Raw genomic sequence first — 22,585 nt, 5'->3', positions numbered from 1 at the left:
CTCTGATATCCTCCATTGATACGGTAGAATGTATGCAGTTGAATGATCAGCCGATTAGCTCAGAACCGTTTCTTTCGCCAATTGCAGGTTTGACGTCACTTCGTCTACCCTCGCCAGCTCTTCCGCGCTCAATCTTTCATGCCAGCTCTTTGCCGCTTCCGTAATATGTTCCGGTTTGGAAGCGCCCAAAATGGCCGATGTAATTCCCGGACGGCTCAGCACCCACGACAAAGCGTATTGCGCCTGTGTCAGGCCGCGTTCTTCTGCCAATGGCCGGATTGCCTCTGCCAGCTGAATCGCATTTTTCTTCAAAAGCTCCTCCAGCCGTTGTTCGCCAGCCGCCAGGCGCGAGCCTTCCGGAGGCGCTTCTCCGGCGCGGTACTTGCCAGAGAGAATTCCTCTTCCAAGCGGACTGTAGACGATAACGCCGACATTCTCCGATTGTACGAATGGGATTATTTCCTTCTCAATTTCACGCGAGATCAAGCTGTATTCCGGCTGCAGGCTTTCAAAGCGATGCAGGCTGTGCAGAGCGCTTACTCCATGAGCCTTCGCCAGCTGCCAGGCGGCGAAATTGGAAGCCCCTATGTATCTTACCTTCCCTTGACGAACCAGATCGTCTAAAGCCCGCAGCGTTTCATCAAGCGGAGTGTTCGGATCGAAGCGGTGTACCTGGTACAGGTCGAGGTAGTCCGTTTTCAACCGCTTCAAGCTGTCTTCAACCGCCTTGAAAATATGATACCGGCTCTGCCCGGAATCATTGACGCCCTCGCCTACGCGGCCGTGAACCTTTGTCGCGAGAACGATTTGCTGACGCCGCTCCTTTAGCAAATTGCCGAGAATACGTTCGGACTCCCCTGCCCCGTACACGTTCGCAGTGTCAACGAGATTAATGCCGTTATCAAGCGCTAAATCCAAAATCGTTGCCGAAGCCTGTTCGTCAATCCACCGGCCAAACGCCATCGTACCCAGACTTACCTCGGATACCTTTAGTCCCGTTCTTCCCAATTTACGATATTCCATTTTCATTTTCCTCCCGTGATCGATCAAAGTGTAAACAAAATAACCGGAGACATCGTGCTGAACATGTCTCCGGTTATCCGGTCGATAATTACAAGTATTCAAATAGGAATAATTAATTTTTAATTTTAAGCCTGCCGCTGCCGTATGTCAACAGCCAACTGTACGAAAGTGCTCTTTGTTTAATATGCGGCCAATTTGCTCCTTACACGCGTGTCGTACTCGGCTGTAAATTGGCTCAATTCCACAATCAAATTCCCTTTTCCAAAGGACAGAAACTTTCGCCCTTCGTCTGCTTGCGACTGCGCCATCAAGTCCAAAAAACGGATGATCATCTTCCGTCTGCTTTTGATTTCAGGATAGCCGTTGTCGTACAGCCATTGATCGATCGTATTATAAGTCCCGCGATTCAGCCGGTACATGTGCAAGCAATAATGATGAAAGGCCAGATCAGGCCATTCATATAAGCTTGAATTCAATTTATTTTTCATCCGTCACCTCATTATCTCTGCCGCTTAACAGGGGAGGGGGACTTTACCGTATCGAATCGGCTTCGTTCTGTCCGATCGATTTGCACAATTTGGCCGTTATGAACCGTAATTTGAACAATGCCGTATTGAACCCCTGCCAATTGCTCCTTAATTCTTCTTAACCATTCGTCAGCAACCTCTACCGTTCGGGACATCATCAACATCCTCTCCAAAGTTTTATGTGTAACAAACCGGTTTTACACGTAAACGAGCCGCTGCTTAGTTAATTTTGATTTCCAATATGCTTTCTGCTAACGAACGGCGCCCGTTCGGACGCTCCTTCTCGCGGAACGATTCCTCTAGATTGTCGAGATTGCCGCGATAGCCCAGCGCGACGACGGCATGAAGCGCAATATGCTCCGGTACTGCCAATATCTCGCGGGCTATAGTACGATCGAAGCCTCCGACCGCCCGCGTAGATAGACCGAGCAGTCTTGCTTGCAGCGCCAAAGTCGCCCACGCCGCCCCTGTATCGAAGGCATGCGACACGTTTGGATCACCATTTTCTTTAACTGCTGCTGATGCGAGCAGCAGCAGCACAGGCGCCTGATCCGTCCACAGCCGGTTGTTCGGCCTAATAAATTGACGGAATCGCTCATGTTCCTCCTTTTCCCTTGCAACATAAAATCTCCATGGCTGCAGGTTGCTAGATGAAGGCGCCCATCTTGCAGCTTCCAAAATCGTATAGAGCTGCTCTTCGCTAACGGGCTGCTCCGAATAGGAACGCGGCGACCAACGGTTCAAAATAAGCGGGTGTACCGGATAATCCGGCCTTCGAGCCTCGGCAACCTCTGTGCTGTAATTCCCCTCAAGTGACTGAGTGTTTGCATGCAAACCTGTATGACCCATCCTTCATCGCCTCCTCTTCTATAAAAAATAAAAGAAGACGCACAACAACCGATTCGGCATTCGGCTCTCATGCGCCTCCAGTTTTCTAGTGAGCGCGAATTACAGTAAACGACAGCATTTGGAATGCAGTACTTCCGCTGCAACCTTTTTATATCCGACTAATTCAATAGGATAAATTTAATTTAACATGTTGTTTTCCGTTCGTCAACACTTATCCTTCTAATCATTTTTGCAAAATAGCAGCGGGCGCCGGTTTCGTGCGGTACAAATGATAAGCGATTCCGAAGAACAGCCAGCACAAGCCCATCATTAAGGCGGTTCGATCCAGCAGCGTTAACAGCCAACCGACAAAACAAGCGCCGCAAAGCGGAATGATGAGGTAGGCAATCGTCTGTTTGAAGGATCTGCGCTTCTCTTTTATGTACAGCTGTGCGATAACCGCGCCGTTCACGAACACGAATGCCGTTAACGCGCCGAGGCTGACGAATTTAATCGCGGTTTCCAAGCTTAGAACCAACGCGAGCATTGAGATCACGCACACAACGACAATACTGTTAACGGGTGTTTTGTATTTCGGGTGCAGCTTGCCGAAAAAACGCCGCGGCAGCGTCGAGTCTGCGCCCATGACATGCAGCAGCCTGGAAGCGCTCGTCACAGCAATAACCCCTTGCGTAAATACGGCCAATATAAGCACCGAAATGAAGAGCGATTGAAGACCGGCGCCACCAGCCAGCTTCATAAGCTCAAAACCTGCCGCATCGGCATTCGAGAACACGAGACTCGGAAAAACAAGCTTCGTCAGAACGGAAACGGAGATATACATAACCGCTGCGCTAAGAACGATCAGCATGATCGCGCGAGGTATCGTCTTATGGGCATTGATCGTCTCATCCGCCAATGTCGTAACGGTGTCAAAGCCAAGGAAGGAGAAGCAAACGATCGAGGCGCCTGTCAGAATCGTGGAGATTCCCCATTCCCCGTGAGACAGCAGCGGCTGAACGGCAACCGAAGCAGCACCCCCTGCCAGGCCCTTTAGCAAATAAAAGCAAAACACCGCAATAAACAATATTTGAACAACCACGAATATTTTGCTGATGCCGGCTGAGAATTTAATGCCTACGATGTTGACGGCCGCAAAAATGAGATTGATAGCGATAATCCATACCGAAGCCGGAACATCCGGAAACTGGGCATGCATGTAAAGGCCAAACGTTAAGCAAGCGATGACGGGAGAAAATATATATTCGAGCAGCACGACCCATCCGACTAAGAAGCCGGCATAGGGATGGATCGCCTTTTTGACATACGTATAAGCGGAGGCGGAGGATGAGAATCTTTTGGACATGACGATGTAGCTGAAAGCCGTTAATAGAATAGCTGCCGCCGCCACGCTGTACGAGCCCGTCATCCATCCATGCGAGCCTTCATAAGCAATGCCGTAAACGGTAAAATAAATCATCGGGGACATCCACGCCAAGCCTAACGCCACAACCTGAAACAAGGTTAATGTTTTACGATACGTCACTTTCTCTTCCATCTGCTGCACCCTCTGCTTCGTTATTTGATCTTTTATTCATTTTTAGAACATAAAAAGCCCGGGAGGCATCGTCGTTAGACAACCTCCCGGGCTTTTATCCCTCCGTGAACACAGATCGCTGTGCGTTTCCTCTCGGTCCAGACCGAACGCTCGTCCGCGGAACCCTAGAAAACTTCTGATTTGCGATTTAATGATAGATTCTCTTACAAAATTATCGAAAATCCGAACATTATACATCGATTTATTTCACATGTTAAATAATATAACATAGATTGTTCTATATTTAAAGATATTGTTTAGTACATAAATTTTCCCGCTGTAGGAGATTATCCAAGCATCATAATAAGTACCGTTTCTTATCAATAGATTTTCTCTATTTTGTGTTTCAAAAAAACGATTGGCGTTTACATAATACTAAGAAATGCAGCAAACGTTGATCGCCACGATCAGCGAATAAAAAACGAGGAGAGATGACCAATGTCACGAGAAAACTCTAGTAACGGCGTACTGATAGGCGCAATTGTAGGAGGTGCTATCGGTGCCATTTCGGCTCTGCTTTTCGCCCCAAAAACAGGCGCGAACCTTCGGGAGGAGCTCTCGAACAAGTTCAAAGCCATCAGCGAGAAAACGAAGGACATTGCCGCTACAGTGGGACACAATACAAAAGAATTCGCAGCAAACGTCGGACAAAACACAAAGGATCTTGCCAGCAGCATCAAAGAGGAAGCCGGTGATCTGGCGGATCACGCCAAAAAATCCAACCAGCATGTCTTGGATTCCCTCTCATCCGCGAAGGAGGAGATCAAGGATGATCTTGCTGCTACCGGGAGATAAAGCGCAGAAGTCCCGCTTCGAAGCAACAAAAACAACAATAAATTCCATGGCGCCTACAGAAGCGGAAATGATTAAGCTCGGCGCGGATATGGAGCAGATGGAAACGAATGCGGAAGTTATCGAAAGCGGTATGATTCCCGATCCTGTTCAATAACGAAACAAGCGTAAACCAAAAACACTCTTTCCATTATCAAGATGGAAAGAGTGTTTTTCATTACAGGATGCTTTACGTGCTGAAATCCTGGCGTTTCTCTATTAACAACAGCTTCAGTTTCTCAATCGCCCGCTTCTGTATACGGGAAACGCTCATCTGCGATACGCCCAGCTGATCGGCAATATCCCGCTGGGATTGACCGTTATGATAGGCGAGCAGCAGCACCTTCTTCTCCTCTTCCTTCAATTGATCCAGCGCTTCCTCCAGATCCAGACGATTATCAACGTTCTGATAATCATCCTTGTCCGAGCCTATGAGATCGCCAATAGTCGCTGCGCTTTCCCCTTCGCTGGATAACGGTGTATCAAGCGATACGTAATGATAGGATTCCCGGCAGGACAGCACTTCGATCGTTTCCTCTACCGAGAGGCCGAGATGAACAGCGATCTCTTCCATTTTCGGCGAATATCCCAGCTTTACCGTCAGGTGGTCGATCGCCTGCTGAATGAGCAGGCCCTTCTCTTTGATTCGCCTCGGTACCTGGATATACCAAGACTTATCGCGCAAATAGTTTTTCAGGTGGCCGATAATGCTTTTCATCGCATAGCCCTCAAACGGAATTTCCCGTGAGCTGTCGTACTGCTTAAATAAGCGAAGCATGGAAAGCTGACCGACCTGATACAGATCCTCATAGAGATCGGGACGGCTTCGGGACATTTTAGCGGCTGCCATCTTCACGATCGGTTCAAAATGCTGCAACAATACCGTGGCGGTATCGTTGCAGTTCGTTTCCTGATATATTTTTATTTTTTCAATCGTTTCTTCTGGATCCAGGCAGGATGAATTTGCGTTCATGCCATCTCCTCTTTCCTACCAATTAGCTTGGTGAGAATCACCTCTGTACCTCTTTCCGAAAGCACTTCAACTTTATCCATTAGAGCATGCATCATAAATAGGCCCAGCCCGCCTGCAGTCACTTCGCTAAGCTCTTTATCGTGAAGAGAGACGGGCTTGCCCTTGGACGGCTCATATTGAAAGCTGGTGCCCTCGTCCTTTATCCGGATAGATATCTCTTCTTTCTCAAGCTCGAAAATGACGTCTACTAAACCTGGCTGCCCATCGCTGTAAGCATGGAGCACAACGTTGGTGCAGGCTTCCGTTACGGCTACCTTCATATCTTCAATTTCCTCATAGGAGAAGCCTGCTTTATTCGCAATGCCAAATAATGCAAGCCTAACCATATCGATATACTCCGCCCGCGCCGGAATCGTTAAACGAATGAATGAGTTCATAGTCTCTTCTATCCTCTCTTGTATGTTCCTATTGTAACTCATATTTTTTTGACTTTATTCCAAATTCTTATGGTGGAAATAACGCCGTCATAGATTGTACTTAGCATCCCGGGCTCTCCGGCAGGCTTATTTCTCTCGCCTTTTATAGTGGCTACTACGCTTGCGGCTGATTCCTTGGCTGCTCCGGTAAACGCATGAAGGGCATGTCCAAGATCATTGACTGAGGCGAATAAAACGTCTAATGAGCTTAGCTTCGTTCGCACATCGAGCGTCATCGCATTCGTATGATGAACGGCCTCCTTCACCTCGGCGCTAATTTGTGTAACCTCTGTTCGGAGCGAGCTTAACGTTTGCTGCATCTCAGCAAGCGCCCCCCGTAAAATTTTTAACGTCTGAATGATAGAGTACAAGAGAACCAGGAAAGCAATCGCTATAACAGCCATACTGATTTGCATGAGCAGTTCCATCGTTTTCATCACTTCCTTTTTTCATAAGTTACCCGCTATCGCTTCATTTGAAACAGTATATACTCGCTTTATTAATAGAAGGAACAAAATCGTCAGATGCGGCATTCATGCTATAATAGGGGGAATCTATTGAACTCAACTTACGCTATAAAAGGAGAGAACGATGCTGCAAAATATAAACTTTAACATTCGTGCTAAAATTTTAATCGGCTACTTTCTCATCATTTGCTGCCTGGGCGCTTCAATCATTGTCGTCAGTCAAAGAATCTCTTCGCTGCAAGAGGAGATGGATACGATCACCACCCGCGACATTGAAATTCATAATCTCATCACGACTATCAGATACAATGCGATAAGCATGGAGACGAGTCAGCGGGGTTTTATTATTACTGGCAACGAGGCTTACTTGGAGCCTTATATTAAAGGCAAAGCGGAGTGGCTGGCCAATTACAATATTTTGTACCAGTATCTGTCCAATGACCCGGATACACGCCAGGATCTTGAGGAAGTAAAGCTGACCATCGAGAATTGGATCAACACGGCAGGCGAGCCTACGATTGCATTAAGAAAAGCAAACGAGACGGGGCGAATCATCGATTTCTTCAATGATGACAAAGGAAAGCAGGATATCGACAAGCTGCGCGAAAAGATCGAAGGCATGCGAGAAAAAGAAATTCAAGCAACCAAAAACAAAATATTGCTGTTGGAAAATAGTAATAATATTTTGATCGTAAGCCTCTATCTGTTAGTGCTTCTCGTCTCGGCCGCAGCCTTTATGATCGTCTCCTTCGTTTCCGGATCTATCGCAAAAACGATCAAGCAGGTCGTCAAAACGATAACGGATATCGCGTCCTCCGGCGGGGATTTATCGACCCGCATCGAAGTGCGGACCCGCGATGAAATCAAGGACCTCGCGGAGGCAACGAACAAATTGCTTGATCATGTAAACGACCAAAATTGGATTCAAACGAAGGTCGCCGAGGTCGCGACCATGAATCAAGGCATCAATGATATGACAACGTTAGCGGAGTCCTTCCTGGGTAAGCTGGCTCCGATGCTTAACGCAGCTTATGGATTATTCTATATACGCCAAGGTGCCGGAGCGCAGCAGAAGCTTGTCAAAATCGCTTCCTATGCAGCCTATGGCGACGAGACAGGCAGCGCAAGCTTCCGTCTTGGCGAAGGCCTGATCGGTCAAGCCGCGCTGGATAACCGTACGTTTCTATTGAATACGGCTCCTGACCAACCGATTAGCATTACGTCGGGACTTGGACAGCTGCCGCCAAAGAGCATCCTGATCGTACCAGTCGAATTTGAAGGCAATGTGGCCGCTGTCGTTGAATTTGCTTCCGTCGAGTCCTTTACCTCCCAGCATTTGAAGCTGATGGAGCAAATCGAGAGCCACTTTGGCGTTGCGATCAACAATGTGGCCGGCCGCATGGAGGTCGAGAGGCTGCTAAGCGAATCACAAGTATTAACAGAGGAGCTGCAGGCGCAAACCGAGGAGCTGCAAACACAGTCGGAGGAGCTCCAGATGCAGCAAGAGGAAATGCGCATGACCACCGAACATCTGGAGGAGCAAAATCTGTTCGCCGAGCAGAAAACGAAGGAGCTGCAAAAAGCGAAGGAAGAGCTTGAAGCGTATTCCGGGCAGCTAAAGAAAAGCTCGCAATATAAAACCAATTTCTTGGCTAATATGTCGCACGAGCTTCGCACACCGTTAAACAGCATTTTAATTTTGTCCCAGCTTCTTGCGGAGAATGAAAACAAAACATTGAATTCGGAGGAAGAAGCGTATGCCAAAGTTATTCATACATCCGGAAATGACTTGCTGGCGCTTATTGATGACATTCTTGATTTATCCAAAATTGAGGCCGGAAAGGTTATCTTGACGATGGATGAGGTGAATGTTTCCGAAATTCCAGAGCATATGAAGCAACTCTTTAACCCTGTGGCGGAGAAGAAAGGCATCTCGTTCCATATTAGAATGGATGCTGATGTCCCTCCGGTGCTGCATACTGACGGTCAGAGGCTGCAGCAAATTTTGAAAAACCTATTATCCAATGCCTTTAAATTTACGGAGCAAGGCTCCGTCACGCTCACCGTTCAAAACGCTGACCCGCTCAGTGTAAAAAAATATATCCCTGCCCACACGGATAAAGCGGTATTAGCGATTTCAGTAACCGATACCGGCATAGGCATTCCGCAGAATAAGCAGAAGCTTATTTTCGAAGCCTTCCAGCAGGTGGACGGCGAAACGAACCGTCAATACGGCGGAACGGGACTCGGCTTATCGATTTGCAATGAGTTTACGAGGCTGCTGGGCGGGCGGATCGTGCTGGAAAGCACGCCGCAGAAGGGCAGCCAATTTACGCTCTTCTTGCCAAGCCTGCCGAATATGGAAAGAGAGCAGCTCGTATCGGTTGACCAGGAAGTAGCAGCAGCCGCAGCGCCTTCGGGCGTACCGGCAGAACCCGGCGTTGCCGATCGGGCGGCTATCTCCTCTTCGGAATATGAAGACTCCCTATTTAAAGGGACAAACGTTCTGCTTGTCGAGGACGACGCAAGAAACGTATACTCGCTTGTCAAAGCGCTTGAGAGCAAGGCGATTAACGTGACGGTCGCAAGCAATGGGAAACAATGCCTGGAAATCATAAAACAACGATCCGATTTCGATCTCGTGCTCATGGATATTATGATGCCGATTATGGATGGCTTCGAAACGATGAAAGCGATGCGTCTGGATACCGCTATGCAGGATACGCCGATTATTGCTCTTACGGCCAAAGCAATGCGGAGCGACCGCGAGAAATGTTTGGAAGCTGGCGCGTCTGATTATATTAGCAAACCTCTTAATATGGATCAGCTCTTCTCGCTTATGCGGGTATGGTTGACAAAGCAGGTGAACAATTGAGCAGTCAGTGGAATGAGGCCGATGTGAATGATGACAAGGTAGCGCAGGACCAGCTGGAACACATTGAAATCAATTTGCTGCTGGACGGCATTTACAACGTCTACGGTTTCGATTTCCGAAATTACTTGCGTTCATCGCTCCGCAGGCGGATTTATCACCGCATGAATCTCGAAGGCTTGCCGACGATTACCTCGCTTCTTGAGAAGGTGCTGCATGAACCGGGGTTTATCGATCATTTGCTGAATGATTTTTCGATTAAAGTATCCGAGATGTTTCGCGATCCCAGCTTCTTCGCTGCATTCCGCAAGCACGTTATACCTCTGCTGCGGCATCTTCCTGAAATTCGGATTTGGCACGCAGGCTGCGCGACTGGAGAAGAAGTTTACTCCATGGCTATTCTGCTGCATGAGGAAGGCTTGCTGGATAAGGCGAAGCTTTACGCTACGGACATGAACGAGCATGTGATCGAGATCGCGAAGCAAGGCAGGTTTCCGCTCAAACGGATGCAGTCCTTCACGAAATATTACATGCAGTCGGGCGGTGCCAAGGAGTTCTCTTCCTACTATACGACCGATCATGCGTATGCTCGATTCCATCCTTATATCAAAGAAAGCATGGTGTTTGCGCAGCACAATTTGGCGACGGACCGATCGTTTAATGAATTCCACGTCATTTTATGCCGGAATGTCCTTATTTATTTTGACGCTGACCTGCAGAGCCGCGTGCATGATTTATTTTTTGAAAGCCTGGCTCACCAAGGTTTCTTGGGACTCGGAAGCATGGAATCGTTACTCTCCTCCTACAAGGCGAAATACGAGGACTTTAATACGCCGGAGCGTATTTTCCGCAAGTTGTGCAGCTAGTGGTAAAAGCAAAAGAGGAAATGACATCATCGTCATTTCCTCTTTTGCTTCAGCAACTATCGGCCTACTGCCCTGCTATTACATTCAAATACTTCGTCAGCACAACTTCCGTTCCGCTCTCCGATGCGTTAACCTCAACCTCGTCCATCAGCGCCTGCATCATGTAAATGCCCAGACCGCCGACGCGGAGCCCGCTTACGTCAGCATCAGGCAGCGGCGCAGCCTCTTCCAGCGCATCCGGAACGAGTATCGTCGGCCCGCTGTTTTTCACTTTTATAGTGAGGCCTGCATCGCCCGTTTCAAAGCAAATGTCAATTACATCCTGATCAGCGCCTTTAGCGCCATGGATAACTGCATTATTGCATGCCTCCGAAACAGCTACCTTTATATCTTCAATTTCTTCAAAGGCGTAGCTCATCTTCGAGGCGATTCCAAATAGACAAATTCTGACCAGATCGATATAGTCTGCATGGGCCGGGATTTGTAAACGAATGGCATTCATGCTTGAGCCTCTGTCCCTTCGGTTAAGTATCTGGATATGCCTGTCAAATCAAACAGGCGTTGAATGGCAGACGGAATTTCGCGAACGAAAAACGGCGCCTTCAGCTCATCGCGAAGCTTCAACAATGAAACGATAATGCCGATACCAGTACTGTCGATATATTTTAATTGTTTAAGATTAAGAATCAATGCTTTATCCGTCCGGTTCATTACCGGTACTAAGGCTGCCCGCATCTGCGGCACCACGGATAAATCGAGCTCTCCGCTCACATAAAGAACAAATTGCTCCTGCGTCTCTTCCAGCACGACTTGAAATGGCTCAGTCTTCATTCAATTCACTCCGCTCGCGTTTGTTTAGTAAATAGTATCAAGAACCTTCTCTTTGTACAAGATGTACAAGCAGCTCCTTACATGGAGAAGCTGTAGAAGTAATGAATGGCTGTTAGCTTTTTTGTATCCTTATCGATAAAAAGCTTCAGCAAGGCTTCATTTCGCTCGAACACGATACCATCCTCCGTCATGTAATCGGGCTGTCCCAGCGCTCCCTTTACGGCCTCAACCGTAGCTGGAATTTCAACGCCATCGAGCAGCAGCGTTTTGGAGCCCTCCGCAATTTCAACCGAATTAACGATTCCATCGCTAAAGACGACATTCATATTCGGGTATTGATAAATCAGCAATTCCTTTAAATGCGGGTCCGCTGTAATCCTCTTAGGCTCTCCGAGCTTCCGGGCAACGGTACTTGGGGTATCATAAAGCGATAGGCCGTTTACCGTTTGCAGCTTAAAATCCGGTTTCGCCGCTTCAGCAGCACTTGCTTCTGCATCATAGCTATCCTCTGTTACTGTCGAAGGAAACATAGAAGAGGTTATTATTTTACTCACTGCCTCGGCAGGTACTTCCGCCTTAGCCGGGCTTGAATCAGTCGCCTGGGAATACCTGACGGTTTCATGTCCGAGCTCTCCCGAAAAAGCGAAGATGCCTCCGATCAAACAGCCGATTAAAATAATATTCTTCATATGTTCTCCCTCCTATGCGGGAATGTCCTTCTTCCTTTTTTGGTTATAGGTATATATAAACCGTTCCCGGCCCGTTGAAACAGAATGCGCCATATTACTTCGCGGCAATCATAACCAAGCATATATCATCCTTCTGATTGTCGCTGTTTTGCCCGGATATAAAATCACGGACGATCGCCGCAGGCTCAATGCTTTCGCTGCCGCTTAGCTGCTCAACTAACAGATTCAGCTTGTCCTCCCCATTATCGCCCATAGATTCGCTTAATCCATCGGTATAGAGAACAATCTTCATATGATCCTCGTATGAAATCATTCCTTGACTGATTTCGATGGTTTCAAACAAACCGACCGCGCAGCAGCCCTCCGTAAGCAGTGTTACCTGGTCGCCAATCAGCGCCCTGCCCGGAGGATGTCCGGCATTAACGTATTCGACGGTCCGTTTATCCGTATCCACGACTAAATAAATAGCGGTAAAATAGTAATTAAGAAGTTCTTCCTTCTTGTACAGCTGGTTCATATACCGGTTAAGCTCCTGCATAACGAGATCGGGCTTGGTAATCCGCGTAATCGTATCCTTCAGCACCGATGATATGTACATGCATACGAGCGAAGAAGCAATGCCGTGCCCCATCATATCGAGCAAAATAACGCCGTAACGGCTTTCGTCAATCCGGTACCACGCATAAAAATCGCCCGCAAGCTCGGAGGAAGGCTGATAAACCGCGCTGATAGCAATATTCTCATCATTAATCGGCTGGCTTAATACATTCCTTTGCACTTTTTTGGCAAGCTCCAGCTTAAACTTCACCTGCTTGTCTCTCTCTTTGTGCCAATCGATTTCCCGCTTCAGCCTTAATGCTGAACGAATCCGCGCCAGCAGCTCCATTTTATTGATCGGCTTCATAACATAATCGCTGGCGCCGGCATCAAGCGCTTCCGCCATTTTGCTGGAATCGCCCAGCGCAGTAACAAATATGATCGGAACATCCTTATAGCGCTCAACCTGCAAAATCGTTTTGCACGCCTCTAAGCCGTCGATTTCAGGCATCATCATATCCATCAAAATCAAATCCACATTAGTTTCGGCAGCCGAGTCAGACTCTATATCGAGCAGGCTGTAAAGCTCTATCGCTGAAGACGCGGCTTTCAGATCCTCATAGCCCGCTTTATTTAAAATGGCTTTAATAATAAGCTGATTCGTCGCATTATCGTCCACGATTATAATACTCATAAGAAGGCTCCTTTTGCTCCAGTAACTACTACTCATATTTTGAGCGTATCGGTAAGTAGAGTCAACTTTTTAACAGTTAGATAATTATTAAAAGGCCCACCCTCGCGGATAGGCCTTGGCATGCATCGTGTGAATTTAAGGACAGAGCTCCTATACGGCGTAATGAGGATAGTAGTATACGGCAGGGTCGAATTCTTCGCCTGAATACTCCTTGCCTCCCCATGCGATGACCAAAATCTTATCCTCGTCCATCTCGCGCTCGAGACGCTGCGAGTCTTCCTCGGAAATGCCGAGCGATCTCATCTTCGCCCGCAGCTCTTCACCGTTCGAGCGAAAAATATTTGCGATTGCCGTTCCGAAGCCTTCCTCCGCGATGCCGATTTTTTCTGCTTCCGTATTGTCCACAATCCGTTTTGTCCGGTCCTTATCATGCGTCAGCACAAAAATTTTGTCCTTCACATAACCATCCATTTGGAACCTATACACCTGCTCCTTAACCTCAACAACATTATTTACCGTGTGCACCTTTGTATGCGATAGATTAATCATTGTAATTCCTCCTCATTTTCATGTTTTTGTCCTACTCAATAAGCAGTTGCTGATATTGCTCTGCCTTGCTAACTGGACCTACACCTCCCTTAGCGAAGTTAACTGACCCGTCTTCGGCCGACGATGAGAGATACAATAAAGAGAATGATGAATATGACAAACAATACTTTTGCTATTCCAGCTAATGCGGAAGCAATTCCTAGAAAGCCGAATATGCCTGCGACGATGGCAAAGATGAAAAATAAAAATGCCCATCCTAGCATTGGAATCCCCCTTCCTTCCTAACTGTTTTTGTTAACTTGACATGTTATTAACCAGCCCCGTCCCCATTGAAACAGTGTTTTTTCAAGTCCGGCAGTCGAAATCGGAGCTATTAATGAAGGAATATTCAACCAGATTTTTATATGTTTCAGAAGCCGGAGAATAGGTTAAGAGACAACACCAAACAAATTGAATTAAGAAAAGGCTGGTGATGATCGATGGAAAAGCAGCGTATTCACGTTAATGGCATCGATTTAGTCTATGAAGAATGTGGCAGCAGTAATGGGAATGTAATTGTGCTGCTCCACGGCTTTTGCGGCTCATCTCTGTACTGGCAAAAAATATGTCCGATACTAAGTGACGAATACCGGGTCATTATCCCGGACCTTCGCGGCCACGGCGGCACCACGGCTCCCGAAGGACCCTACACCATGGAAACAATGGCGGAGGATATCAAAGCACTCTTGGATGCACTCGGGACCAGGAAGGTCGTCATGTTCGGCCATTCCTTGGGCGGTTATGTAACGGCTGCCTTCGCGGAGAAATACCCGGATAAGCTCGCCGGCTTCGGCCTCATCCATTCCACGGCGCTCGCGGATACGGCGGAAGCCATCGAAAAACGGTTAGCGGATATAGCATACATTCGTGAAAAAGGGATAACGAAGTATCTTTACAGCATCATTCCGGAATTGTTTCCGGACGGGAAGCTTGGGGAAATGCGCGATGAGGTACATGAGCTGATCGGAGTCGGTCAGCAGATGGAAGCGAATGCTGCAATTGCTGCATTGGAAGGGATGATGATGCGCCCTGACCGCAGCCATGTGCTGGCCGAAGCGAAATTTCCCGTATTGCTTGTAGCAGGCGCGGAGGATGCCGTCATTAAGCCGGATGACACCTTCTCGGTAACGGGCCGGGACCAGCCTGAAACGACATACAAATATCCTCATATAATGGAAACGACCTTTGAGGATGTCGCGCATATGAGCCTTGTCGAAGTATCCGATCAGCTTGCAAGGGTTATATCCACCTATTTGCAGACGCTGCTCGAGCGGGAGAAAACGAGAACTTGAGGAAAAACCAGATTAACCGTTTGAACATAAATCGTTTCTTTACACCGTTAAAGGGGGCTCAGAAGCCAATGGCTGCAGGGGCTCTTTTAACTACCAGGACTAAGCATCGTTCATCGCCCGGCAGTTTAATTCGATTTTATGAAACTATTTGCAGATCGTTATCCGAAAACTGCGCTTTAGTTTGATTTTGCCTAATTAAACAGCGGTAATTGGAAAGCAGCTTCTAAAAATGACCGATTACGTTTGCAAAATAGAGCTAATCCGCCGTATTCTCACCACGAGCGCGATTTAGTTTTGTGAAATCGAACAAAAAACGGGGCTGTCTCAAAAGGTCCAAAGACCTGAGAGACAGCCCCTACAGTTCGTCCGAAATGATTCCTTCAATTAAACAAACATGTTCAACACAAGGATAAACACGAGCGCGGCGACAGAAATGATCGTCTCCAAGGCCGTCCATGTCATAAGCGTCTCCTTGACAGTCATCCCGAAGTATTCCTTAATGAGCCAGAACCCGGAGTCGTTCACATGGGACAAAATGAGCGAACCGGCGCCGGTAGCCAGAACAAGCAGCTCGACATTTACACCCGGCACAACGGCCGCGATTGGAGCGACAATACCTGCTGCCGTCATCATCGAGACGGTGGCCGAGCCAGTCGCGACACGGATCATAGCCGCGATTCCCCAACCGAGAAGGATCGGCGATATATGTGAAGCAGTGGCAATCTCCGCGATATAATCGCCGATGCCCGAATCGAGCAGCACCCGGTTAAATGCGCCGCCGGCACCGATAACGAGCAGGATCGTAGCCGTAGGCGCCAGGCAATCGTTCGTAAATTTGAGAATCGATTCACGGCTCATGCCGCGGAAGAATCCGAGACTGAAGAAGGAATAGATAGTAGCGATAAGCAGCGCGACGATAGGGTCGCCGATAAATTTGAATGTCTGGAACAGGATTGTGTCTTTAACCAGCACCAACTCCGCGATTGTGGAGATAAGCATGAGAAAAACAGGCACTAGAATGGTAATCAACGTGTTGAAGAAGCCAGGCAGACTTTTGGTTTCCCCCGTATCCGTCAGCTGTTCGCCCATTTCCTTAGGAACGGACTTGTGAATCCGGCTGCCGATCCAATTTCCGTACAACGGTCCTGCAATAATCGCGGTAGGAAGCCCTACAATAAGGGAATATAAAATCGTTGTTCCAACATCCGCGTTAAAAATGTTTACTGCCGCCATTGCAGCCGGATGAGGAGGAACAAGTCCATGTACGACCGACAAGCCGGCGACAAGCGGCACGCCGATTTTAACAAGCGATACGCCAGTTTGTTTGGCTATCGTAAATACAAGCGGAATGAGCAGAACGAAGCCGACTTGGAAAAACACCGGAATGCCGACGAGGAAAGCGACGCACATCATGGCCCAATGGACATTTTTTTCGCCGAACAGGCGGATTAGAGTCCGGGCTATGCGCTCCGCGCCTCCGGATTCCGCCATCATTTTACCCAGCATGGTGCCAAGCGCAAGCACGATGGCCAGGAAGCCCAGCGTATTGCCCATGCCCGTTTTAATCGAATCGATAATGCCCGGATGATCCTCGGTAGTGAATAACGGCATACCGGCCGCAATACCGGTGCCGATCGCCGTCACGATGAGGGCGACAAAAGGATTCATCTTCGCAACCGTAATCAAAAGCAGCAGTACCACAATGGCCGCTAAAACGATTAATAATAACATAAGTAAACCTCCCTAAATAGTATGAATAAATTGCAGGTATCGGCTGTTACAGCCCCATACCGCTATGCAAAATGGTCTTAAGAGAATCGGTCTCTGTATTCTTGAGGGGTCATGCCGAATTTTTTTTTGAAAGCATGGTTAAAGGAATGCGGACGCTGATAGCCTAGGCTTGCAGCGATTTCATAAATTTTGTCCGCGCTGTGCTTGAGAAGATATTCCGCCTTGTTCATGCGCACAAGCTGCACATAGTCACTTAAATTTTCAGCAGTTTCCAGCTTATACACCTTCGAAACATACACCGGATGAAGATGCACATGATCGGCGACCGCTTGCAAGGAAACATCCTGCTGGACGTTTTGTTCAATAAAAGCTTGGATTTCCCGGATCAAGGTTGTCCTTGAATCCTTCGTCTCTCGGTCCATGTCCTCGCGGATTCTGTGCAGCGTCCGAAGCGACCATTCGCGGAGCTGGTTCACGGAACGAAAAGGGAGGCCTTCCGTCATTTTCTCGTACTCATCTCCGAGCAATTCCGATAATTGCCTTCCGTTTTTGTGCGCAATATACGAATAGGCGGAAGCGAGTGTGAAATAGATCTCAAGGAGATGCTCCTGCGAACCGGATTGGATATCCTCCATGTCGTCAAAGATCAGCCGGAGTTTCTCTGTGATGTCATCCCACCTCGCCGCCTCCAGCAAATGGATGAGCGCAGGCGGTTCGTAGAGGCTTTTCAGCGACTCGATCCCCTTCTCCGAAAGATCGTCCTCCAGCCGCATAAATAGCTCCCGTTCATTTCCGATCCGTTTACGGAATGCTCCAATTGAACGGCTGTAAAGCGCTGCAAGATCACCCGGAAACCGCCCGTCATGACAGACCATGACGGAGATTCTGCCCTTCAAATACGTACCAACCGCCGTTTGCAGTGCAGCCGCCATACGCTCGAACCAGACCGTGTCGTTCTCCTCGGCCGCCTCCTGTTTTGTTGTCATCGCAAAAACAAGATAATCAAGAGCATCCTTGGCATACCAGATCGCATATCGCCCGCCAAACAACTCTTCGACCATATTGCTGATTGCATATTCCTTCCAGGATAGATCTTGCAGATCATACTGGAGAAAAAGCTCATCCAATCGTACCACCATCAGCGAACAGGATTGCCATTCGAAATCGGAAAGCTCCAGCATCTTCATTTTGTTCTGAAGAGCGGATGTCTCCCATCTTCGGCCCTGAAGCAGCTCAAGGAGCAAATTCGCCCTCAACAAAGGAAGATTTTCCTTAAACGTATAGGTCAGCTTCTGATTGGATATGACTTCCTCCCATTCCAATTCCAGCTTGGCCAGAACCCGCTTGACTGCGGTCAGCAAATCCTCTTCCTTTACCGGCTTCAGCAGGTAATCCTCGGTCTGGTACAGAATGGCCTCTTTGGCGTAATTGAAATCCGAGTACCCGGACAATAATATGCACTTTGTTTTGGGCCAGAGCCGACGGACCTCCGCGATCAATTGCAAGCCCGTCATGCCTGGCATTTTAATATCGGTGATGACGATATCGATGGAAAATTGCCTGAGGAGCGTGAGCGCTTCGAGACCGGAATATGCCTTGAAAACCTGCTCAACGCCAACGGCCTTCCAGTCAATCGTGGTGGAGAAACGATCAACCACATGAGCCTCGTCATCCACGATCAATAGTTGAGTCATCGTCTCCCTCCTCCAGCCTCGGTTTCGCAGAGCCGCTTGTCCGGTTCCATGTCAGAACGGCCGCCAGCCCTCCGCCTGGCGCATGCCTGAACGTTAATCCCGAGCCCTCTCCAAATTGATATTGTAAACGCCGGTGCACGTTCCACGTCCCGCATCCGAGCTCATCGGTCATCGGTTCATTAAGTTGAATCGCCAGCTGGCGGAGCCCGGCCTCAGTAAGCCCCGAACCATTATCGGCTATGATGATCCGGTTCCACCTGTCATTCTGCTCGCCCGTGATGGTAATGGCGCCGCCCTCCACCCGATGCTCAATACCGTGAACGATGGCATTCTCCACTAATGGCTGAAGAAGGAGGCGCGGAACGGGCTCATCCATCATCTCTTCCGGAACGGTTATCGTGAACGTAAGACGCTGCATCCTCAAATGATGAATATTCAGGTAGTGACGTACCAAATCGAGTTCATCCCGAAGGGTAACCTGCTGGTTCTCAACCCTGGCACTGTAACGATAATACTCGGCCAAATTTTCGGCCATTGCGATTACCGCATCGCGATCCTCCAACATAGCGGAATTGATGACAAAGAACAGCGAATTATACAGAAAATGCGGGTTTATCTGCGACTGCAGCTGCTTTAGCGTTGCCTCGCGCGACCGCAGCTTCTCCGTATAAACATCCTCGATCAAGACTTGAATCCGGCCGGCCATTTCATTGTAATGCCGGATTAAATCATCAAACTCGTTCTTTGCTTTATAATCAATACGCGAGGATAAATCCCCTCTGCTCATACGCTTCACGCCTCGGATCATGTTTTGGATCGGAATCTGGACGTTACGGTAAAGCAGGAATGAAGCGAATAAACCGATCATAAGCAGAAAGGCGATTGAACCGTAGAACCAGTTGCGCGCCGATGTAATGGGAGACAATATCCTTTGGACAGGAACATAATCGACCAAATACCAGCCTAGTTGCCGTGATTTCACATAACTGACCAAAAACGATTGATTGTCGATTACAACCGTTTCCTGACCTGCATCCGCCAAGGACTTATTCAGCACATTTTGTATAATCGGTTCTTCGATCAGCATGTCAGGCGTGCTGTTCCTAATCGGCCGGTAATCCGGATGATACAGGAATGGATCGCTGTGCTTGTCCTTCCGGTAAATGTCGAGCAGGTCGGTAATGGTCTCCACCGGGAAACGGACCTGGAATACCGCATCGGCTTGCAAGACCGCTGCCGCATTGGCGGGTTCGCTAGTCTCCCGGATAAAAGTACCAACCGGAAATCCACGGGAATGATCCTCTTCGTATAACCATTCCTTCCGGATGGGGCCATCCCACTTCCACTCCCCAATACCGTTAATATAAATATTAGAGGACAGCACCTTCTTGCTCGCAGGGATTGCAATTGTCAAATCATTGGTCCAGCTGCTGGATACGCTCTGTAGGCTCAATTTCTCCGTTAAGCGGGATTGCGCCTTCAACAGGTTGCCTGCCGCCTCGCCGGTTCCCCCGATAAAATCCCGAATATGCGGGTCGTAGCTTAAAATAACGGGAAATAAAGACAAGTTCTCAATGTTCGAATCCATCCGGTTCAAAAAAAATGACAATTCATTCAAATTGGATGAGCGGAGCTGCTCCTCTATTACACTGCCCGCAATCCGGTTGGAGTAGCTGTACAAGAACAGGACGGGGATAAGCAGCAGAATGATCGTCATAATAATCTTGCCGAATATCGATAGCCTGTAACGTATGACGATCACCTTCTCATTCTGCTTCTTTATCCAATATCGCTTGCAGTGCGGCGTTCGCTCTGTCCGCCGCCTGCTGAAGATTGGGATCACCCATCATTACGCGTTGAACGATTTCTCCGACCGTTTCCCGGGCCTCCGCTACATTGATAACTGTAGGACGGTCATGGTCTACACCGCCAACGCCGTATTTTTTGATTACCTCAACCATCTCCTTCGGGAACCCCGCCGTACCCTCGGACATGTTCCAAACCGAATGACGCGCACCCGGGTTGCCTTTGCGCTGCGTTTGGAGCACAATCTCTTTACTTGTCGCCCAGCGGATAAATGCCCACGCCGCTGCTTTATCGGCGGCTCTCGGATTCATGGCCAGTCCCCAGGATGTGATATTGTAAGTTCGCGATCCGCTTCTGCCGGCTGGAAAAGAAGCATATCCGATTTGCTCGGAGACCGTTGAACGAGCCGGATCGCTTGCGCTTCTATAAATCGAATTCGCATCTGTATAAAAGGCGGCCTTGCCCTCGGCAAAAAGAGCGCTCGCTTGCGGCCAAGACATGTTAATCGCTCCCGGAGGCCCGTAATCTCTCAGCAGGCTTCCGTAAATGGTGAACGCTCTCATCGCTTCCGGCGTATTGATGGTCGCTTTCTGCCCTTTGGTGAAATCACCGCCTTCGGAATATAGAAAGGACGAAACCTGCGTGACCAGTGGGGAACGCCCGCCCCTTGCGATAAAGCCGTAAACCCCATTCTCCGGATCATGCAATTTCCTGGCTGCGGATACAAGTTCGTCAATCGTAGCCGGCACCGGAATTCCAGCCTTCTGCAAAAGATCTTTCCGGTAGTACAAGATTCCCTGCTCCATAATGACCGGAATACCGGCAAGCTTTCCATCAACGGTTGCAGAACGGATTGCTTCACCTGAAAAATCGTTGTAATCGTAATTGGCTTCCTTTTGAACATAGTTATCGAGCGGCTCCAGCCAACCGTTTTTATAAAAAAGTTTCCCTTCCTGAAGGGGACGATACATAAATACATCCGGCGTTTCCGATCCGGTTGTCAGCTGCAAAGTGAGCTTCTGGGTCAACTGGTCCTCGAAAAAACCTTGAATGATCACGTTTACGCCCGTTTCGGCTTCAAATTCGGGCAGGAGCGGCTTGATCGCATCCGCCCAAGGATGATTAGCCGTTACCAGTGTAATGGTTTTGCCTTGAAACGGCTGCGGCGACTCCCTCCGGTTATACCCGGAATGTGAGATGCCTGTACAACCCGACGCCAAAACGGAAACCAATAGAGTCCAGATTCCCGTAAGCATCCACAGGCTGCGAAATCGCTTCATAGAACTGTCCTCCTTATCGCGATCCGATACTATTAAGATTACTCAAACTCATGTCTTTCCGATATAACTAATTCTAAACATCGATAACCAATAGTAAAGCAAATATCGACTTGTACATCATCACTTTCATCGCGGTCACAACCAGTCTGCCCTACAATATTAAAATCAATAGCCTATCCTTTCAAAACTTTAAGGATCATTGAAGGGCTTTCTCCATCTTCACACAAATGAACTTGTATGGTAGTATGGCAGTAAGAAGCCGAAAGGAATGAGCGCATGGATTTCAATGATTTCAATCTACGCCCGCAGCCCGTTTCCACCAGGGATGCAGTCTATATGCAGCTAAGAGAACAAATATTGAAGCTTGAACTGCCGCCTGGAACACCTCTATCGGAAAATGAAACCGCTCTTTTATTCAAGGTCAGCCGTACGCCCGTAAGAGAAAGCTTCCTGCGGCTTGCTCAGGAAGGACTGGTTCAGGTGCTTCCGCAGCGCGGCACGTTCGTTTCTTTAATCGATACCGCACTCGTTGAAGAAGCCCGTTTTATGCGGGAACAGCTGGAGAGAGCTGTCATTCTGCTCGCTTGTGCGCATTTTCCGGAGCAAGCGCTCTTGCAGCTAGAGATGAACCTTGAGCAGCAGCGAGAGTGCGTCCGCATGAAGGATGACAAAAGCATGTTCGAGCTTGATGAGGCTTTCCACCGCATTTTGTTCGACGGCTGCAGCAAGAGCAATACCTGGTCGATCATGAAGCAAATGAACGCCCACTTGAACCGAAGCCGCATGCTGAGTCTCGTGGACGATCACAACTGGGAGCATCTTTATGAGCAGCACCGCTTAATGGCCGATGCGGTAAAGGCGCAGGATGGCGCAGCCGCCGATCGGCTGATGACCGAGCATCTTTCACTGAATATAGCCGACCAAGCGCAGCTGAGGGTAAAGTACCCCAATTATTACAAATAATAACGGGAGGAACGATTCAT

The 22,585-nt window shown here is 48.5% G+C and carries 24 protein-coding genes and 1 riboswitch; of the genes, 6 read left to right on the top strand and 18 right to left on the bottom strand.

Translation table 11 applies throughout. From position 1 onward, the window contains the following. Nucleotides 1-54: 54 nt before the first annotated feature. From AC0YNZ_RS14745 to AC0YNZ_RS14725, 5 genes are all read right to left on the bottom strand, one after another. Nucleotides 55-1,023: an aldo/keto reductase gene (locus AC0YNZ_RS14745; protein WP_475827305.1), complete on the bottom strand. Its 969-nt coding sequence runs from the start codon at nt 1,021-1,023 to the stop codon at nt 55-57. Between the two features lie 179 nt (nt 1,024-1,202). Continuing rightward, nucleotides 1,203-1,511 carry a hypothetical protein gene (locus AC0YNZ_RS14740; protein WP_475827304.1) on the bottom strand — a complete coding sequence of 103 codons (309 nt, stop codon included), beginning with the start codon at nt 1,509-1,511 and terminating at the stop codon, nt 1,203-1,205. An 11-nt stretch (nt 1,512-1,522) separates the two neighbouring features. Continuing rightward, nucleotides 1,523-1,708 carry a YezD family protein gene (locus tag AC0YNZ_RS14735; protein WP_475827303.1) on the bottom strand — a complete coding sequence of 62 codons (186 nt, stop codon included), beginning with the start codon at nt 1,706-1,708 and terminating at the stop codon, nt 1,523-1,525. A gap of 61 nt (nt 1,709-1,769) precedes the next feature. Continuing rightward, nucleotides 1,770-2,399, bottom strand: coding sequence for a nitroreductase family protein (locus AC0YNZ_RS14730; RefSeq protein ID WP_475827302.1), 630 nt, complete (start codon nt 2,397-2,399; stop codon nt 1,770-1,772). Nucleotides 2,400-2,622: 223 nt separating this feature from the next. Further along, complete coding sequence (locus tag AC0YNZ_RS14725) at nt 2,623-3,936, bottom strand: APC family permease (RefSeq protein ID WP_475827301.1); 1,314 nt, start codon at nt 3,934-3,936, stop codon at nt 2,623-2,625. Between the two features lie 81 nt (nt 3,937-4,017). Next, nucleotides 4,018-4,115: riboswitch (guanidine-I (ykkC/yxkD leader) on the bottom strand. Between the two features lie 298 nt (nt 4,116-4,413). On the opposite strand from AC0YNZ_RS14725, the gene AC0YNZ_RS14720 reads away from it, so the two are divergent. Both AC0YNZ_RS14720 and AC0YNZ_RS14715 read left to right on the top strand, forming a co-directional pair. After that, nucleotides 4,414-4,770: a YtxH domain-containing protein gene (locus AC0YNZ_RS14720; protein ID WP_475827300.1), complete on the top strand. Its 357-nt coding sequence runs from the start codon at nt 4,414-4,416 to the stop codon at nt 4,768-4,770. Continuing rightward, the gene (locus AC0YNZ_RS14715) at nt 4,745-4,924 is read left to right on the top strand and encodes a hypothetical protein (RefSeq protein WP_475827299.1); all 180 of its coding nucleotides are present in this window, start codon (nt 4,745-4,747) and stop codon (nt 4,922-4,924) included. Before AC0YNZ_RS14720 ends, AC0YNZ_RS14715 begins: the two co-directional genes overlap by 26 nt. Nucleotides 4,925-4,996: 72 nt before the next feature. Here AC0YNZ_RS14715 and AC0YNZ_RS14710 read toward each other — a convergent pair whose 3' ends face one another. From AC0YNZ_RS14710 to AC0YNZ_RS14700, 3 genes are read right to left on the bottom strand one after another with little or no spacing between them, the layout of a single operon-like run. Then, nucleotides 4,997-5,779 carry a sigma-70 family RNA polymerase sigma factor gene (locus tag AC0YNZ_RS14710; protein ID WP_475827298.1) on the bottom strand — a complete coding sequence of 261 codons (783 nt, stop codon included), beginning with the start codon at nt 5,777-5,779 and terminating at the stop codon, nt 4,997-4,999. Further along, nucleotides 5,776-6,216: an anti-sigma B factor RsbW gene (gene rsbW, locus AC0YNZ_RS14705; RefSeq protein WP_475827297.1), complete on the bottom strand. Its 441-nt coding sequence runs from the start codon at nt 6,214-6,216 to the stop codon at nt 5,776-5,778. The genes AC0YNZ_RS14710 and rsbW overlap by 4 nt, the downstream gene beginning before the upstream one ends. Before the next feature lie 38 nt (nt 6,217-6,254). Continuing rightward, a complete protein-coding gene (locus AC0YNZ_RS14700) occupies nt 6,255-6,692 on the bottom strand; it encodes a DUF948 domain-containing protein (protein ID WP_475827296.1) in 438 nt (145 codons plus the stop codon). Between the two features lie 154 nt (nt 6,693-6,846). Between AC0YNZ_RS14700 and AC0YNZ_RS14695 the strand changes: the two genes are divergently transcribed. Further along, nucleotides 6,847-9,597 (top strand): ATP-binding protein, encoded by a 2,751-nt coding sequence (locus AC0YNZ_RS14695; protein ID WP_475827295.1) that lies wholly within the window; start codon nt 6,847-6,849, stop codon nt 9,595-9,597. Further along, nucleotides 9,570-10,460 carry a CheR family methyltransferase gene (locus AC0YNZ_RS14690; RefSeq protein WP_475827294.1) on the top strand — a complete coding sequence of 297 codons (891 nt, stop codon included), beginning with the start codon at nt 9,570-9,572 and terminating at the stop codon, nt 10,458-10,460. Before AC0YNZ_RS14695 ends, AC0YNZ_RS14690 begins: the two co-directional genes overlap by 28 nt. 64 nt (nt 10,461-10,524) lie before the next feature. On the opposite strand, the gene AC0YNZ_RS14685 is transcribed toward AC0YNZ_RS14690, so the two are convergent. The 6 genes from AC0YNZ_RS14685 to AC0YNZ_RS14660 form a co-directional block, all read right to left on the bottom strand. After that, nucleotides 10,525-10,962, bottom strand: a complete 438-nt coding sequence (locus AC0YNZ_RS14685; RefSeq protein WP_475827293.1) for an ATP-binding protein — start codon at nt 10,960-10,962, stop codon at nt 10,525-10,527. Then, a complete protein-coding gene (locus tag AC0YNZ_RS14680; RefSeq protein WP_475827292.1) occupies nt 10,959-11,291 on the bottom strand; it encodes an STAS domain-containing protein in 333 nt (110 codons plus the stop codon). Before AC0YNZ_RS14680 ends, AC0YNZ_RS14685 begins: the two co-directional genes overlap by 4 nt. Nucleotides 11,292-11,368: 77 nt before the next feature. Further along, on the bottom strand, nt 11,369-11,980 hold the full coding sequence (locus AC0YNZ_RS14675) for a hypothetical protein (protein WP_475827291.1): 612 nt from the start codon (nt 11,978-11,980) through the stop codon (nt 11,369-11,371). A gap of 94 nt (nt 11,981-12,074) precedes the next feature. After that, the gene (locus tag AC0YNZ_RS14670; protein ID WP_475827290.1) at nt 12,075-13,211 is read right to left on the bottom strand and encodes a PP2C family protein-serine/threonine phosphatase; all 1,137 of its coding nucleotides are present in this window, start codon (nt 13,209-13,211) and stop codon (nt 12,075-12,077) included. Nucleotides 13,212-13,361: 150 nt separating this feature from the next. Then, nucleotides 13,362-13,760: a YflT domain-containing protein gene (locus AC0YNZ_RS14665; RefSeq protein WP_475827289.1), complete on the bottom strand. Its 399-nt coding sequence runs from the start codon at nt 13,758-13,760 to the stop codon at nt 13,362-13,364. Between the two features lie 98 nt (nt 13,761-13,858). Next, complete coding sequence (locus AC0YNZ_RS14660; RefSeq protein WP_475827288.1) at nt 13,859-14,023, bottom strand: DUF1328 domain-containing protein; 165 nt, start codon at nt 14,021-14,023, stop codon at nt 13,859-13,861. Between the two features lie 216 nt (nt 14,024-14,239). Here AC0YNZ_RS14660 and AC0YNZ_RS14655 point away from each other — a divergent pair, with 216 nt between their 5' ends. After that, nucleotides 14,240-15,091, top strand: a complete 852-nt coding sequence (locus AC0YNZ_RS14655; RefSeq protein ID WP_475827287.1) for an alpha/beta fold hydrolase — start codon at nt 14,240-14,242, stop codon at nt 15,089-15,091. A gap of 384 nt (nt 15,092-15,475) precedes the next feature. Here AC0YNZ_RS14655 and AC0YNZ_RS14650 read toward each other — a convergent pair whose 3' ends face one another. From AC0YNZ_RS14650 to AC0YNZ_RS14635, 4 genes are all read right to left on the bottom strand, one after another. Further along, entirely contained in the window at nt 15,476-16,822 is a 1,347-nt protein-coding gene (locus tag AC0YNZ_RS14650; protein ID WP_475827286.1) for a GntP family permease, read from the bottom strand. A gap of 77 nt (nt 16,823-16,899) precedes the next feature. Continuing rightward, the gene (locus tag AC0YNZ_RS14645; protein WP_475827285.1) at nt 16,900-18,516 is read right to left on the bottom strand and encodes a response regulator transcription factor; all 1,617 of its coding nucleotides are present in this window, start codon (nt 18,514-18,516) and stop codon (nt 16,900-16,902) included. Continuing rightward, entirely contained in the window at nt 18,491-20,278 is a 1,788-nt protein-coding gene (locus AC0YNZ_RS14640) for a sensor histidine kinase (RefSeq protein ID WP_475827284.1), read from the bottom strand. The genes AC0YNZ_RS14645 and AC0YNZ_RS14640 overlap by 26 nt, the downstream gene beginning before the upstream one ends. 4 nt (nt 20,279-20,282) lie before the next feature. Beyond that, on the bottom strand, nt 20,283-21,602 hold the full coding sequence (locus tag AC0YNZ_RS14635; protein ID WP_475827283.1) for an ABC transporter substrate-binding protein: 1,320 nt from the start codon (nt 21,600-21,602) through the stop codon (nt 20,283-20,285). 276 nt (nt 21,603-21,878) lie between these two features. On the opposite strand from AC0YNZ_RS14635, the gene AC0YNZ_RS14630 reads away from it, so the two are divergent. Continuing rightward, the gene (locus AC0YNZ_RS14630) at nt 21,879-22,565 is read left to right on the top strand and encodes a GntR family transcriptional regulator (protein ID WP_475827282.1); all 687 of its coding nucleotides are present in this window, start codon (nt 21,879-21,881) and stop codon (nt 22,563-22,565) included. Nucleotides 22,566-22,585 lie beyond the last annotated feature (20 nt).

The organism is Paenibacillus sp. J2L1-98, from assembly GCF_056269405.1.
The sequence above is the reverse complement of the archived record's forward strand: the minus strand, read 5'-3'. Positions and strand labels throughout refer to the sequence as shown.

Excerpts from the sequence above, each read along its gene's own strand:
- AC0YNZ_RS14745 (WP_475827305.1), bottom strand. The coding sequence starts at position 1,023 with ATGGAATATCGTAAATTGGGAAGAACGGGACTAAAGGTATCCGAGGTA.
- AC0YNZ_RS14740 (WP_475827304.1), bottom strand. The coding sequence starts at position 1,511 with ATGAAAAATAAATTGAATTCAAGCTTATATGAATGGCCTGATCTGGCC.
- AC0YNZ_RS14735 (WP_475827303.1), bottom strand. The coding sequence starts at position 1,708 with ATGATGTCCCGAACGGTAGAGGTTGCTGACGAATGGTTAAGAAGAATT.
- AC0YNZ_RS14730 (WP_475827302.1), bottom strand. The coding sequence starts at position 2,399 with ATGGGTCATACAGGTTTGCATGCAAACACTCAGTCACTTGAGGGGAAT.
- AC0YNZ_RS14725 (WP_475827301.1), bottom strand. The coding sequence starts at position 3,936 with ATGGAAGAGAAAGTGACGTATCGTAAAACATTAACCTTGTTTCAGGTT.
- AC0YNZ_RS14720 (WP_475827300.1), top strand. The coding sequence starts at position 4,414 with ATGTCACGAGAAAACTCTAGTAACGGCGTACTGATAGGCGCAATTGTA.
- AC0YNZ_RS14715 (WP_475827299.1), top strand. The coding sequence starts at position 4,745 with ATGATCTTGCTGCTACCGGGAGATAAAGCGCAGAAGTCCCGCTTCGAA.
- AC0YNZ_RS14710 (WP_475827298.1), bottom strand. The coding sequence starts at position 5,779 with ATGAACGCAAATTCATCCTGCCTGGATCCAGAAGAAACGATTGAAAAA.
- rsbW (WP_475827297.1), bottom strand. The coding sequence starts at position 6,216 with ATGAACTCATTCATTCGTTTAACGATTCCGGCGCGGGCGGAGTATATC.
- AC0YNZ_RS14700 (WP_475827296.1), bottom strand. The coding sequence starts at position 6,692 with ATGAAAACGATGGAACTGCTCATGCAAATCAGTATGGCTGTTATAGCG.
- AC0YNZ_RS14695 (WP_475827295.1), top strand. The coding sequence starts at position 6,847 with ATGCTGCAAAATATAAACTTTAACATTCGTGCTAAAATTTTAATCGGC.
- AC0YNZ_RS14690 (WP_475827294.1), top strand. The coding sequence starts at position 9,570 with ATGGTTGACAAAGCAGGTGAACAATTGAGCAGTCAGTGGAATGAGGCC.
- AC0YNZ_RS14685 (WP_475827293.1), bottom strand. The coding sequence starts at position 10,962 with ATGAATGCCATTCGTTTACAAATCCCGGCCCATGCAGACTATATCGAT.
- AC0YNZ_RS14680 (WP_475827292.1), bottom strand. The coding sequence starts at position 11,291 with ATGAAGACTGAGCCATTTCAAGTCGTGCTGGAAGAGACGCAGGAGCAA.
- AC0YNZ_RS14675 (WP_475827291.1), bottom strand. The coding sequence starts at position 11,980 with ATGAAGAATATTATTTTAATCGGCTGTTTGATCGGAGGCATCTTCGCT.
- AC0YNZ_RS14670 (WP_475827290.1), bottom strand. The coding sequence starts at position 13,211 with ATGAGTATTATAATCGTGGACGATAATGCGACGAATCAGCTTATTATT.
- AC0YNZ_RS14665 (WP_475827289.1), bottom strand. The coding sequence starts at position 13,760 with ATGATTAATCTATCGCATACAAAGGTGCACACGGTAAATAATGTTGTT.
- AC0YNZ_RS14660 (WP_475827288.1), bottom strand. The coding sequence starts at position 14,023 with ATGCTAGGATGGGCATTTTTATTTTTCATCTTTGCCATCGTCGCAGGC.
- AC0YNZ_RS14655 (WP_475827287.1), top strand. The coding sequence starts at position 14,240 with ATGGAAAAGCAGCGTATTCACGTTAATGGCATCGATTTAGTCTATGAA.
- AC0YNZ_RS14650 (WP_475827286.1), bottom strand. The coding sequence starts at position 16,822 with ATGTTATTATTAATCGTTTTAGCGGCCATTGTGGTACTGCTGCTTTTG.
- AC0YNZ_RS14645 (WP_475827285.1), bottom strand. The coding sequence starts at position 18,516 with ATGACTCAACTATTGATCGTGGATGACGAGGCTCATGTGGTTGATCGT.
- AC0YNZ_RS14635 (WP_475827283.1), bottom strand. The coding sequence starts at position 21,602 with ATGAAGCGATTTCGCAGCCTGTGGATGCTTACGGGAATCTGGACTCTA.
- AC0YNZ_RS14630 (WP_475827282.1), top strand. The coding sequence starts at position 21,879 with ATGGATTTCAATGATTTCAATCTACGCCCGCAGCCCGTTTCCACCAGG.